This window comes from Polymorphum gilvum SL003B-26A1 (assembly GCF_000192745.1).
Taxonomy (GTDB): domain Bacteria; phylum Pseudomonadota; class Alphaproteobacteria; order Rhizobiales; family Stappiaceae; genus Polymorphum; species Polymorphum gilvum.
The window spans coordinates 1,929,909-1,943,113 of record NC_015259.1 but is presented as its reverse complement, the minus strand read 5'-3'; the positions used below and the strand labels follow the sequence as shown (position 1 = coordinate 1,943,113).

Annotated in this window: 10 protein-coding genes; 9 read left to right on the top strand and 1 reads right to left on the bottom strand. The window is 69.5% G+C overall.

The features are described 5' to 3' along the window. Positions 1 to 927: an AEC family transporter gene (locus tag SL003B_RS09375; RefSeq protein WP_013652596.1), complete on the top strand. Its 927-nt coding sequence runs from the start codon at positions 1 to 3 to the stop codon at positions 925 to 927. A gap of 6 nt (positions 928 to 933) precedes the next feature. Here SL003B_RS09375 and SL003B_RS09370 read toward each other — a convergent pair whose 3' ends face one another. After that, positions 934 to 2,562 (bottom strand): acyl-CoA dehydrogenase family protein, encoded by a 1,629-nt coding sequence (locus SL003B_RS09370; protein WP_013652595.1) that lies wholly within the window; start codon positions 2,560 to 2,562, stop codon positions 934 to 936. A 101-nt stretch (positions 2,563 to 2,663) separates the two neighbouring features. On the opposite strand from SL003B_RS09370, the gene SL003B_RS09365 reads away from it, so the two are divergent. The 8 genes from SL003B_RS09365 (at position 2,664) to SL003B_RS09330 (ending at position 13,189) form a co-directional block, all read left to right on the top strand. Next, positions 2,664 to 3,620: an aspartate carbamoyltransferase catalytic subunit gene (locus SL003B_RS09365; RefSeq protein WP_013652594.1), complete on the top strand. Its 957-nt coding sequence runs from the start codon at positions 2,664 to 2,666 to the stop codon at positions 3,618 to 3,620. Between the two features lie 10 nt (positions 3,621 to 3,630). Further along, positions 3,631 to 4,929: a dihydroorotase gene (locus tag SL003B_RS09360; protein ID WP_013652593.1), complete on the top strand. Its 1,299-nt coding sequence runs from the start codon at positions 3,631 to 3,633 to the stop codon at positions 4,927 to 4,929. Between the two features lie 24 nt (positions 4,930 to 4,953). After that, on the top strand, positions 4,954 to 5,604 hold the full coding sequence (gene plsY, locus SL003B_RS09355; protein WP_013652592.1) for a glycerol-3-phosphate 1-O-acyltransferase PlsY: 651 nt from the start codon (positions 4,954 to 4,956) through the stop codon (positions 5,602 to 5,604). Further along, positions 5,601 to 6,743, top strand: coding sequence for a DNA-processing protein DprA (dprA, locus tag SL003B_RS09350; RefSeq protein WP_013652591.1), 1,143 nt, complete (start codon positions 5,601 to 5,603; stop codon positions 6,741 to 6,743). The genes plsY and dprA overlap by 4 nt, the downstream gene beginning before the upstream one ends. A gap of 275 nt (positions 6,744 to 7,018) precedes the next feature. Continuing rightward, on the top strand, positions 7,019 to 9,670 hold the full coding sequence (gene topA / locus SL003B_RS09345; RefSeq protein ID WP_041375469.1) for a type I DNA topoisomerase: 2,652 nt from the start codon (positions 7,019 to 7,021) through the stop codon (positions 9,668 to 9,670). Further along, positions 9,667 to 11,991, top strand: a complete 2,325-nt coding sequence (rnr, locus tag SL003B_RS09340; protein WP_013652589.1) for a ribonuclease R — start codon at positions 9,667 to 9,669, stop codon at positions 11,989 to 11,991. Before topA ends, rnr begins: the two co-directional genes overlap by 4 nt. Beyond that, positions 11,988 to 12,449, top strand: coding sequence for a DUF983 domain-containing protein (locus SL003B_RS09335; RefSeq protein ID WP_013652588.1), 462 nt, complete (start codon positions 11,988 to 11,990; stop codon positions 12,447 to 12,449). The genes rnr and SL003B_RS09335 overlap by 4 nt, the downstream gene beginning before the upstream one ends. Further along, positions 12,446 to 13,189, top strand: a complete 744-nt coding sequence (locus SL003B_RS09330; protein WP_013652587.1) for an NUDIX hydrolase — start codon at positions 12,446 to 12,448, stop codon at positions 13,187 to 13,189. Before SL003B_RS09335 ends, SL003B_RS09330 begins: the two co-directional genes overlap by 4 nt. Positions 13,190 to 13,205: the final 16 nt, after the last annotated feature.

Sequence of the window (13,205 nt, the reverse complement as noted above, 5' to 3'; positions counted from 1 at the left end):
GTGCTGACGACCCTCGACGCCCTGCTGCCGGTGATCCTGGTCATCGCCGTCGGTCACCTCGTCGCCAGGACCGGCCTGATCACCGGCGAGCAGTGGCGCGGCATCGAGAGGATCGCCTACTATGTGCTGTTTCCCGCGATCGTCGTCGAGACGGTGGCGCGCGCCGATTTCATGGCCCTGCCGGCGCTGTCGATGGGCGCTACCCTGGTCAGCGCGATCCTCGCCATGTCGGTCTTGGTGTTCGCCCTGCGCCCGCTCCTCGCCGCCGCCCTCGGCGTCGGCGGGCCGCAGTTCACCTCGATCTACCAGGGCTCTGTGCGCTGGAACACCTTCATCGCGCTCGCCCTTGCCGACAAGCTGATCGGCACGGAGGGCCTTGCCCTGCTGGCGGTCGCCATCGTCGCGATGATCCCGATCCTCAACGTGCTGTCGGTGCTGGTCCTGTCGCGCTACGCCGGCGGCACGCCGCCCGGACCGGCGAAGGTCCTGCGCGACCTCGCCACCAATCCCTTCATCCTGTCGACGCTCGCCGGCATCGTCCTCAACGTCTCCGGCCTGCCGCTGCCGGCCTTCGCCTGGTCGACGCTGGAGATCCTCGGCAGCGCGGCGCTGCCGATCGGCATCGTCTGCGTCGGCGCCGGGCTGGATCTCGCCGCCCTGCGCCGGCCCGGCGCCGCACTCGCCATCGGCACCGCCCTGCGCCTGCTGGCCATGCCGGTGTTCGGCGCCGGTTTCGCCGGCCTCTACGGCGTCGAGGGCCCGGCCCTGACGGCGGTGGTCATCGCCACCGCCGTGCCTGCTGCCAGCGGCTCCTATCTCCTCGCCCGGCAGATGGGCGGCGACGCCCGGCTGATGGCCGAAATCCTGACCCTGCAGACGCTGCTCGCGACCGCCACCATCCCGCTGGCGCTGGTCCTCATGGCCTGAGCCGCCTCAGCCCTCCGGATACAGCGCCTCGACCAGCCGGCGGGCGTTGTGGCGCCCCGGCAGCATGCCGTAGCTCGACCGCCACTGGCCGGCCAGCCGGCTCTCGATGAAGGCATCGGCGACCGGCTCCGGCGCGATGGCGCGCAGAGCGGCGGCGGCACCCGTCAGGGCCAGCTGTTCGGTCAGGATACGCCCGTTTGACGGGTCCTCGCGCGCCGCCCGCGCCGCGGCCGCGATCACCTCGCCCGCCGCCGCGCCGCCACGGCCGAGCCGGCCGGCGAATTCCGCAAGCACCGCCTCGAGCGCTGCCGGAGTGCGCTCCAGCGCGCGCAGCACATCAAGCGCCATGACATTGCCCGAGCCCTCCCAGATCGCGTTGACCGGCGCGTCGCGGTAGAGCCGCGCCATGTCGAAATCCTCCACGTAGCCGTTGCCGCCCAGGCACTCCATCGCCTCATAGGTCAGCAGCGGCGCGGCCTTGCAGATCCAGTACTTGATTGCCGGCGTCATCAGCCGGACATAGGCCGCCTCGGCCGCGTCGTCGGCCATGCAGTCTGCGGCGCGCACCAGGCGGAAGGCCAGCGCCGTCGCCGCTGCAACGTCGAGCGCCATGTCGGCCAGCACCCGCGTCATCAGCGGCTGGTCGACGAGCCGCGCCCCGAATGCCTGCCGGTGGCGGCAATGGTGCACGGCCCGCGCCACGGCGGCGCGCATCTGCGCCGCCGAGCCCAGCGCACAGTCGATGCGCGTCGGCACCACCATGTCGAGGATGGTGGCGATGCCCCGCCCCTCCTCGCCGATCAGCAGCCCGCCGGCGTGCTGGAACTCCACCTCCGTGGAGGCATTCGAGCGGTTGCCGAGCTTGGCCTTCAGCCGCTGGAAGCGCAGGCCATTGACCGTGCCGTCGGGCAGGAAGCGCGGCACCAGGAAGCAGCCCGGCCCCCGCTCCGTTTTCGCCAGCACCAGGAAGGCGTCCGACATCGGCGCCGACAGGAACCACTTGTGCCCGGTGAGAACGTAGAGCCCGTCGCCGCTGGGCTCCGCCACCGTCGTGATCGCGCGCAGGTCCGTGCCGCCCTGCTTTTCGGTCAGGCCCATGCCGAAAGTGACGCCGCGCTTCTGCGCCATCGGCACGAAGCGCTGGTCGTAGTGGCGCGAGCGGAGCAGCGGCAGCCACCCCTCGGCCGGCTGCGCATGGGCCTTGAGCACCGCGCCGGCGGCATTGGTCATGGTGATCGGACAGCAGTGGCCGGTCTCTGCCTGCGAGGTGACGAAATAGCGCCCGGCCCGGCGCGTCTGCGGCCAGGGGCCGTCGTCGAGGCTCGCCGCGTGCAGGCCTGCCTCGACCGAGCGGCGCATCAGCGCGTGATAGGCGGGATGATACTCGACCACGTCGAAGCGGCGCCCGTGGATGTCGTGGGTCTTCAGCACCGGGGCATGCTCGTCGGCGAGCCGGCCGAGGTCGAGCACGTCGAGGCTGCCCAAGGCCGCGCCGTGGGCAGCCAGTGCCGCGCCGGTCGCCTCGTCCAGCGCCGCGCCGTGGGCGGCGATCAGCAACGGATCGGAGGTGGCGAGGTTGCCCCCGCCGTAGCGCGGCGGCTGGTTGAACACCTCGTGGGTCTCAAACGGTGTCATGAAGCCTCCCGCCGCGCGATTCGTTTCGTTGTGGACAGGATAGCACGCCGCCCGGCGCGCGCTTGCCGGCGCCCCCGATTCCGCCTATAGCCATTGCCTCGATGAGCGCAAACGATCCCCATCGAGCCGGCCTCTTTCCCCACCGCCACCTGCTGGGCATCGAAGGCCTTGAACCCCAGGACATCCTTGGCCTTCTGGACCGGGCGGAAGAGGCCGTCGAGGTCAGCCGGCAGGTCGAGAAGAAGAAGTCCGTCCTGCGCGGCCGCACCCAGATCAACCTGTTCTTCGAAGCCTCGACCAGGACGCAGTCGTCCTTCGAGCTGGCCGGCAAGCGCCTCGGCGCCGACGTCATGAACATGTCGGTCGCCGCCTCCTCGGTGAAGAAGGGCGAGACGCTGATCGACACCGCGGCGACGCTCAACGCCATGCACCCGGATCTCCTGGTCGTGCGCCACCACGCCGCCGGAGCGGTGCACCTGCTCGCCCGCAAGGTCGGCTGTTCGGTGGTCAATGCCGGCGACGGCGCCCACGAGCATCCGACCCAGGCGCTGCTCGACGCCCTCACCATCCGCCGCCACAAGGGCAAGATCGCCCGCCTGACGGTGGCCATCTGCGGCGACATCCTGCATTCGCGCGTCGCCCGCTCCAACATCATCCTGCTGAATGCCCTCGGCGCGCGGGTGCGCGTCGTCGCCCCCTCCACGCTCCTGCCGAACGGCATCGACAGGATGGGCGTCGAGGTGTTCCGCTCCATGAAGGAGGGGCTGGCCGGCGCCGACATCGTGATGATGCTGCGCCTGCAGCGCGAGCGCATGAGCGGCGCCTTCGTGCCCTCGGTGCGCGAATACTTCCACTACTGGGGCCTCGATGCGGAAAAGCTCTCCTACGCCAAGCCGGATGCGCTGGTCATGCACCCGGGCCCGATGAACCGCGGCGTCGAGATCGACCCGCAGATCGCCGACGGCCCGCAGAGCCTGATCCGCGAGCAGGTGGAGATGGGCGTCGCCGTGCGCATGGCCGTGCTGGAAGCGCTCGCCGCGCACCTGCCCAACAGCTGAGGACCCCGCCGTGGCCGACACTCCGAAACCGCTGGTGCTTGCCAACGCCCGCGTCATCGACCCGGCGCGCAACCTCGATGCGCCCGGTTCCGTCATCATCGTCGACGGCACCGTCCTCGCCGCCGGTCCCGAGGCCGCCAACCAGGGCGCCCCCTACGGTGCGGAGATCGTCGACTGCCGCGGCGCCGTCGCCTGCCCCGGCCTCGTCGACATGTGCGTGTCGGTCGGAGAGCCCGGCCACGAGCACCGCGAGACGCTCGCCAGCGCCAGCCAGGCGGCGGCCGCCGGCGGTATCACCACCATCGTCACCCTGCCCGAGACCAACCCGGTCATCGACGACCCGGCGCTGGTCGACTACATCCTGCGCCGCGCCCGCGACACCGCGATCGTGCGCGTGCATCCCATGGCCGCCCTGACCAGGGCCATGGCCGGCGCCGAAATGACCGAGATCGGCCTGCTGAAGGAAGCCGGCGCGGTCGCCTTCACCGACGGCCACCGCTCCGTTGCCAGCGCCCAGACCATGCGCCGGCTGATGACCTACGCACGCGACTTCGGCGCCCTCATCGTCCACCACACCGAGGACCCGACGCTTTCCGGCGGCGTCATGAACGAGGGCCTCAACGCCTCCTGGAAGGGCCTTCCGGGTATTCCGCGCGAGGCCGAGATCATCATGGTGGAGCGCGACATCCGCCTCGCCGCGCTGACCCGCGCGCGCTACCACGCCAACCTGATCTCCTGTTCCGACAGCGCCGAGGTGATCCGCGCCGCCAAGGCGCGCGGCCTCGACGTCACCGCCGGCGTGTCGATCAACCACCTGACCCAGAACGAGAACGACATCGGTCCCTACCGGACCTTCTTCAAGATGTCGCCGCCCTTGCGCGACGAAGACGACCGCAGGGCGATGATCGCCGCGCTCGCCGACGGCACTATCGACATCATCGTCTCCAACCACGATCCGCAGGACGTGGAGACCAAGCGCCACCCGTTTGCGGAAGCCGAGGACGGCGCCATCGGCCTGGAGACCCTGCTTGCCGCCGCGCTGCGGCTCTACCATGCCGGCGACATCGACCTCGTCTCCCTGCTTGCCTGCATGACCTCGCGCCCGGCCGACCGGCTCGGCCTCGACGTCGGCCACCTCAGCCGCGGCGCCCCGGCCGACGTCGTCGTGTTCGACCCGGACAAGCCCTGGGTGCTGGAGAAATCGGCCATCCGCTCGCGCTCCAAGAACTCGCCGTTCGAGGACGCCCGCTTCTCCGGCCGCGTGCTGCGCACGGTCGTTGCAGGCCGCACGGTCTACGAATACGCTTGAGCCCGCCGTAACCGGAGACATCCCGTGCCGGATCCGATCAGCTGGGCCCTCGCCTGGCCCTACTATCTCGCCGCCCTCGCCTTCGGCTACCTGCTGGGGTCGATTCCCTTCGGCCTGATCGTCACGCGCGCCGCCGGCCTCGGCGACATCCGCACCATCGGCTCCGGCAACATCGGTACCACCAACGTGCTGCGCACCGGCAGGAAGTCGCTCGCCGCCCTCACCCTCGTCGGCGACGCGCTGAAGGGCACCGTCGCCGTGCTGGTTGTCGGCCACCTCTATGGTCAGGAAATGGCTCTTGTCGCCGGTCTCGGCGCCTTCCTCGGCCATCTCTTCCCGGTCTGGCTGAAGTTTAGGGGCGGCAAGGGCGTCGCCACCTATCTCGGCATCCTGCTCGGCCTCCACTGGCCGGCCTTTCTCGCCTTTGCCGCGATCTGGGTCGGCATGGCCGCCCTGTTCCGCTACTCGTCGCTGGCGGCGCTGACGGCGAGCCTCGCCACGCCCGTCCTGCTCTACGCCCTCGGGCACGTCCAACTCGCCGAAGCGTTCCTCGCGATGACGCTGCTGCTGTGGCTGAAGCACAATGAGAACATCCGCCGCCTGGTCACCGGCAAGGAGTCCCGGATCGGCGCGCGATCGAAACCGAAGACGGAGACCGCCGACGGAGGCCCATGAGCCGGGGACCTGAGCCTGCTAAAACGCCGCGCCTCAGCGAGGCCCAGCGGCTGGCATGGCTCCGGCTAATACGCTCCGAGAACGTCGGCCCGTCGACCTTCCGCGCCCTCGTCAATCACTTCGGATCGGCAGAACGGGCGCTCGATGCCCTGCCCGCCCTGTCGCGGCGCGGCGGCAAGCCCTCTATCCGCGTCTGCCCCCTCCACGAGGCCGAGAACGAGATGCGCGCCCATGAAAGGGCCGGATCGCGCCTCGTCGCCCTCGGCGAGACCGGCTATCCGCCGCACCTGCGCCATGTCGACGGCCCGCCGCCGCTCCTGTCGGTCAACGGCAGCGACGCAACGCTCGCGAGCCCGAAGACGCTCGCGGTGGTCGGCGCCCGCAACGCGTCGCTCTCGGGCCGCAAGATCGCCGCGACCCTCGCCAGGGACCTGTCCGGCGACGGCTTCGTCATCGTCTCCGGCCTGGCGCGCGGCATCGACGCCGCCGCCCACGAGGCCGCACTTGCCGGCGGCACGATCGCCGTCTTCGCCGGTGGCATCGACATACTCTACCCGCCCGAGCACGACGGACTGCTCGCCCGCATCCTCGACGCCGGCGGCAGTGCGATCAGCGAGATGCCCTTCGGCTGGAAGCCGCGCGGCCGCGACTTTCCGCGCCGCAACCGGCTGATCTCCGGCCTGTCGCTCGGCGTGCTGGTGATCGAGGCGGCCAGGGCCTCCGGTTCGCTGCACACCGCCCGTTTTGCGCTCGAGCAGAACCGCGACATCTTCGCCGTGCCGGGCTCGCCGCTCGACCCGCGCTCCGAAGGCGCCAACCGGCTGATCCAGCAGGGCGCGATGCTGATCACCTGCGCCCGCGACGTGATCCAGAGCCTGGCCGGGCGGATCGAACCCGTCCTGCCCTTCGAGGGGGAGATCTCCGAGCCGGACCAGTCCGCGCCCCCCGAGCCGATCGAGCCGACCGACAGCCTCCGCGATCGCATCGTGTCGGCACTCGGGCCGACCCCCGTGGAGATCGACGAACTGATCCGCTTCACCGGCCTGCCGGCACGCACGGTCCATGTCGTGCTGCTCGAACTGGAACTCGCCGGCCGCCTGGAACGCCACCGGGGACAGCAGGTGTCGCTCGTTTACTGAGCGCGGCCTCTTGAACGTCGTCTCCGCACCTGAGCCCGGCATGACAACGGCGCGGACGGACCAGGTGGACACGTGCGTGTTCCTTGGCACCTTTTCGAGAAACGCACCCGGTGGATAACCCGGCCGCGGAAAGGCCGACTTGACCCCATCGCCGCAAAGGTCCATTTGACACGCGCCGGGCGATCCCTGATCGTCGCCCACTGGTAACGTCAGTTTTTCTTCGGGATGCGGCCCGGGGCGGCGCCCTCATCCTGGCAATCAGCTTCTGGGTTTCGATGAATATTGTCATTGTGGAATCGCCGGCCAAGGCCAAGACGATCAACAAGTACCTCGGCTCCGGCTATCAGGTGCTTGCCTCCTACGGCCACGTGCGCGACCTGCCGGCCAAGGACGGTTCGGTGAAGCCCGACGAGGACTTCGCGATGAGCTGGGAGGTCGATTCCAAGTCCCAGAAACGCCTCAACGAGATCGCCGCCGCGGTCAAGGATGCCGACCGCCTGATCCTCGCCACCGACCCCGACCGCGAGGGCGAGGCGATTTCCTGGCACGTGCTGGAGGTGCTGCATAAGAAGCGCGTGCTCAAGGACAAGCCGGTCGAGCGCGTCGTCTTCAACGCCATCACCAAGCAGGCGATCCTGGAGGCGATGAAGCACCCGCGCGCTATCGACGCGCCGCTGGTCGATGCCTATCTGGCCCGCCGCGCCCTCGACTACCTGGTCGGCTTCACGCTGTCGCCGGTGCTGTGGCGCAAGCTGCCCGGCGCCCGCTCGGCCGGCCGCGTGCAATCGGTGGCGCTTCGCCTCATCTGCGACCGCGAGATGGAGATCGAGACCTTCGTCAAGGAAGAGTACTGGTCGATCCTCGCCAACCTGAAGACGCCCAGCGCCGAGGTGCTCCAGGCCGGTCTGACCGGTTTCGACGGCCGCAAGATCGGCCGCCTCGACATCAAGACCGGCGACGAGGCCGAGACAATCAGGCGCATGCTGGAAGCGGCACGCTACACGGTCGCGAGCGTCGTCTCCAAGCCGGCCAAGCGCCATCCGCAGCCGCCCTTTACCACCTCGACGCTGCAGCAGGAGGCGTCGCGCAAGCTCGGTTTCGCCGCCGCGCGCACCATGCAGGTGGCGCAGAAGCTCTACGAGGGCGTCGCCATCGGCGGCGAGACCACCGGTCTCATCACCTACATGCGGACCGACGGCGTGCAGATCGCCGGCGAGGCCATCTCCGCGACGCGCAAGGTGATCGGTCAGGATTTCGGCGACAATTACGTGCCGGAAAAGCCGCGCTTCTATTCCAGCAAGGCCAAGAACGCCCAGGAGGCGCACGAGGCGATCCGCCCGACCGACCTCGCCCGCCGCCCGCGCGACGTCGCCCGCTTCCTCGATCCCGACCAAGCCCGCCTCTACGAACTGATCTGGAAGCGGACCATGGCGAGCCAGATGGAATCGGCGGTGCTGGAGCGCACCACCATCGACATCGACGCTGCCGGAGCGGGCAAGACCGCCACGCTGCGCGCCACCGGCTCGGTCGTCCGCTTCGACGGATTCCTGGCGCTCTACCAGGAGGGGCGCGACGACGAGGAGGACGAGGCCGCCCGCCGCCTGCCCGCGGTCGACGACGGCGCCCCACTTGCCCTCGCCGCGGTCGAGGGCAAGCCGAGCGCGATCGAGGCCGACCAGCACTTCACCACGCCGCCGCCCCGCTACACCGAGGCGAGTCTGGTCAAGAAGATGGAGGAACTCGGCATCGGCCGTCCCTCCACCTATGCCTCGACGTTGCAGACCCTGCGCGACCGAGACTATGTCGCGTTCGACAAGAAACAGCTGGTGCCCCAGGACAAGGGCCGTATCGTCACCGCCTTCCTGGAGAGCTTCTTCAACCGCTACGTGGAATACGATTTCACCGCGAGCCTGGAGGAACAGCTCGACCGCATCTCCGCCGGCGAACTGTCCTGGCGGGAGGTGCTGGCCAATTTCTGGCGTGACTTCTCGGCTTCCGTCGACGAGACCAAGGACCTGCGCGTGTCCCAGGTCATCGACGCGCTCAACGACCTGCTCGCCGCCCACATCTTCCCACCCCGCGAGGACGGCAAGGACCCGCGCGCCTGCCCGACCTGCGCCACCGGCCAGCTGTCACTCAAGGTCAGCCGCTTCGGTGCCTTCATCGGCTGCTCCAACTATCCCGAGTGCAGCTACACCCGCCAACTCGCCCGCAACGGCGACGGCGAGGGCGAGGACGCGGCCAGTGACGGCCCGAAGGTGCTCGGCACCGACCCGGCGACCGGACTGGAAGTGTCGCTGCGTTCCGGCCGCTTCGGTCCTTACGTCCAGCTCGGCGAGGATGCCAAGCCCAGACGCTCGTCCCTGCCCAGGGGCTGGTCGGCGGCCGATCTCGACCTGGCCAGGGCGCTGCAGCTCCTGTCGCTGCCGCGCGACGTTGGCGCCCATCCCGAGGACGGCAAGATGATCACCGCCGGGCTCGGCCGCTACGGACCGTTCGTCCAGCACGACGGCACCTATGCCAATCTGGGCTCGGCCGACGAGGTATTCTCGGTCGGCCTCAATCGCGCGGTCGACCTGCTGGCCGAGAAACGCTCCAAGACAGGCCGCGGGCGCGCCACGCCGGCCGCGCTCAAGGAACTCGGCGAGCACCCGAGCGCCGGCGGTCCGATCACCGTGCGCGACGGCCGCTACGGGCCCTATGTCAACTGGGCCAAGGTCAACGCCACCCTGCCCAAGGGCAGCGATCCGATGGCAGTCACCCTCGAGCAGGCCGTCGAGCTGATCGCCGCCAAGGGCGGCGGCAAGGCAGCCCCTAAGAAGGCCGCAACGAAGAAACCCGCCGCGAAGAAGCCGGCGGCGGCAAAAAAATCGGCGTCGAGGACGAAGGCGAAGGCCGGCGGCGCGGCTGCGGACGGGACTTCTTGAGCACGAAGCGGCCAAAGCCGCGAAAGGCCGCGGCGCGCAAGGCGAAGACGCCGGGCGAGATGCCCTCGCGCGAGGACATCCTTGCCTTCGTCGCTGAAAACCCGGGCAAAGCCGGCAAGCGGGAGGTCGCGCGCCACTTCGGAATCGTCGGCGCGGCACGCATCCAGCTCAAGCGGATGCTCCGCGACCTCGCCGACGAGGGCGTGGTCGAGACGCGCCAGAAGCGCCTGATCCGGCCCGGCGACCTGCCGCCCGTTCTGGTCGTGCACCTGAACGCCCGCGACGCCGACGGCGAGTTGCTCGGCGAGCCGGTCAACTGGGACGAGGAAGCCGGCGCGCCGCCGAAGCTGCTGGTGCTGACCGGTCGCACGACGGCCAAGACGTCTCAGCCGGGCCTCGGCGACCGCGCCCTGGTGCGTCTGACCGAGGCCGATCCGGGCGCCGAGTCGACCCACGCCGCACGGGTCATCAAGGTGCTGGAAAAGCAGCAGGGCGCCATCCTCGGCATCCTGCGTCGGCGCCCCGGCCGCCATCCGCCCTACCTGGAGCCGATCGACCGCAAGCAGCGCGAACTCGACATCGATCCAAGCGACCTCAAGGACGCCGAGGAAGGCGATCTGGTCAGCGTTCAGGTCACCCGCACCGGCCGCTACGGCGCACCCAGGGCGAAGATCGTCAGGCGCTTCGGCGCGATGCATTCCGAGATGGCGGTCTCGGAGATCGCGCTGCACAGCCACGGCATCCCGCATGTCTTCCCGGCCGCCGTCGAACTGGAAGCCGAGCGCGCCGAGCCGATCGGCCTCGGCCAGCGCGAGGACTGGCGCAAGCTGCCGCTCATCACCATCGACCCGCCCGACGCCAAGGACCACGACGACGCCGTCTTCGCCGAACCCGACCAGGATCCGGCCAACCAGGGCGGCCATGTCGTCTATGTCGCCATCGCCGACGTCGCCCATTACGTCCGGCCCGGATCGGCGCTCGACCGCGAGGCGCACCTGCGCGGCAACTCGGTCTATTTCCCCGACCGCGTCATCCCCATGCTACCGGAGCGCATCTCCAACGAGCTGTGCTCGCTGAAGGAGGCGGTCGACCGGCCGGCGCTCGCCGTACGCATGGTGTTCGACCGCGCCGGACAGAAGCGCGCCCACAGCTTTCACCGCATCCTGATGCGCTCGGCCGCGAAGCTGTCCTACCAGCAGGCGCAGAAGGCGATCGACGGCGTCTGCGACGACAAGACCGGGACCCTCCTCGACGGCATCCTCAAGCCGCTGTGGGTCGCCTATGCCTGCCTGACGATCGGCCGCGACGCGCGCGAGCCGCTCGACCTCGACCTGCCCGAGCGCAAGATCAGGCTCAAGCCGGACGGCACCGTCGACCACGTCTACATTCCCGAACGGCTCGACGCGCACCGGCTGATTGAGGAGTTCATGATCCAGGCCAACGTCGCGGCGGCCGAGACCCTGGAGAAGAAGAACACCCCCCTGCTCTACCGCATCCACGACGCGTCGAGCCCGGAGAAGCTGGAGTCGCTGAAGGAATTCCTGTCGACGCTCGGCCTCAAGCTGCCGTCCTCGGGCGGCCTCCGGCCGGCCGTCTTCAACGCCATCCTGGCCAGGGTGAAGGACACGCCACAGGCGCAGCTCGTCAACGAAGTGGTCCTGCGCAGCCAGGCGCAGGCGGAATACAATCCGCACAACATCGGCCATTTCGGCCTCAACCTGCGCCGCTACGCCCATTTCACCTCGCCGATCCGCCGCTACGCCGACCTCATCGTCCACCGTGGCTTGATCCGCGCCCTCGGGCTCGGCGACGACGGTCTGCCGGAGGGCATCGAGGCCAAGCTGGAGGCGATCGGCGCGGAAGTGTCGGCCGCCGAGCGGCGCGCCATGCTCGCCGAACGCGACACCATCGACCGGCTGATCGCGCTGTGGATGACCGACCGCATCGGCGCGCGCTTTTCCGGACGCATCTCCGGCGTGGTCAAGTCGGGTCTGTTCATCCGCCTCGACGACAGCGGCGCCGACGGATTCGTGCCCGCCTCGACCATCGGGCTGGACTACTATCGGTATGACGAAGCGTCGCACGCCCTTGTCGGCGACAGGAGCGGCGAGACATATCAACTCGGAGACCGGGTCGAGGTCGAACTGGTCGAGGCCGCACCCTTTGCCGGCGCCCTGCGCTTCGCACTCGTCAGCGAGGGCCGCAAGGACAGGAAGGCCGGCCGCCGCGCCGGCGCCGCAGCACGCGGCGCGCGGCAGGCATCATCCGGCCGGCGCACCGGCGCCGCATCGCCCGGCAGGAACAGGAAGAAGCAGGGATGACCGTACGATATACAGGCATGGCCGAGGTTCCGGCCGTTTCCGTCGCCAAACCGCACCGCCCCGTCATGCAGGCCGTGACGCGCGGCATGATGTGCCGCTGCCCGGCCTGCGGCGAAGGCAGGCTGTTTTCCGGCTACCTGGCCGTCAATCCCGTCTGCAGCACCTGCGGCGAGGAACTGCACCACCATCGCGCCGACGACGCGCCGCCCTATTTCACCATCACCATCGTCGGGCATATCATCATTCCCGCCATGCTGGCGGTCGAGTTCCTGTATCGCCCGGCGATCTGGATCCACATGACGCTGTGGCTGTCGCTCACGCTGATCCTGGCTCTTGGCTTCCTGCGCCCCGTGAAGGGTGCGCTGATCGGCCTGCAGTGGGCCCTCTACATGCACGGCTTCGACCCGGACTCGGGCGAGGACCTGCCTGTTCCCGAACCGATGGCGACCCCGCGATGACCGATTCACTGACGCAAGACCTGGTAAAGGAAGCAATGGCCAATGCCGGCCATGCCTACATTCGCCCCAAGGACGCCGCAACGCTGCTGGTGCTCGACCGCAGCGGCGCCGAGGTGCGCGTGCTGATGGGCCGTCGCCACATGCGCCACGCCTTCATGCCCGGCAAGTTCGTGTTTCCCGGCGGCCGCGTCGATCCCGGCGATTCGCGCGTTAAGGTCGCCGGTGCCTATCATCCTGCCGTAGAGGAAAAACTCGCCGCACAGCACAAGGGGCGCGCCAGTGCCGCCCGCATACGCGCCTTCACCGTCGCCGCGATCCGCGAGACCTACGAGGAGGCCGGCCTGTTCATCGGCCGGCACACGGGCGACCGCTGGCCGGCGAAGGGCGACTTCGAGGCCTTTTCCGAGCGCGGCATCCTGCCCGATCTCGAGCCCATGCGCATGGTCGCCCGTGCCATCACGCCGCCTGGCCGTCCGCGCCGCTTCGATACCCGGTTCCTTGCCGTGTGGTCCGACGCCATCGTCGACCGCCTGCCGGAAGGTACCGGCCCGTCCGGAGAACTGGAGGACGTCGCCTGGGTCACCCTCGACGAGGCGAAGCGGATGGAACTGCCGGCGATCACGCTGAAGGTGCTCGACGACCTCCACAACCGCCTGCGCGAGGACCCGGAGCTGTCGCCCGGCGCCCCGGTTCCGTTCTACTACCGGCGCGGCGCCGGCTTTGCCCAGGACCTGATCTGACGCCAGGTTCGCACGG

Bases quoted from the DNA above. Each gene is read 5' to 3' on its own strand.
- SL003B_RS09370 (WP_013652595.1), bottom strand. From the start codon at position 2,562: ATGACACCGTTTGAGACCCACGAGGTGTTCAACCAGCCGCCGCGCTAC.
- SL003B_RS09365 (WP_013652594.1), top strand. From the start codon at position 2,664: ATGAGCGCAAACGATCCCCATCGAGCCGGCCTCTTTCCCCACCGCCAC.
- topA (WP_041375469.1), top strand. From the start codon at position 7,019: ATGAATATTGTCATTGTGGAATCGCCGGCCAAGGCCAAGACGATCAAC.
- dprA (WP_013652591.1), top strand. From the start codon at position 5,601: ATGAGCCGGGGACCTGAGCCTGCTAAAACGCCGCGCCTCAGCGAGGCC.
- SL003B_RS09335 (WP_013652588.1), top strand. From the start codon at position 11,988: ATGACCGTACGATATACAGGCATGGCCGAGGTTCCGGCCGTTTCCGTC.
- SL003B_RS09330 (WP_013652587.1), top strand. From the start codon at position 12,446: ATGACCGATTCACTGACGCAAGACCTGGTAAAGGAAGCAATGGCCAAT.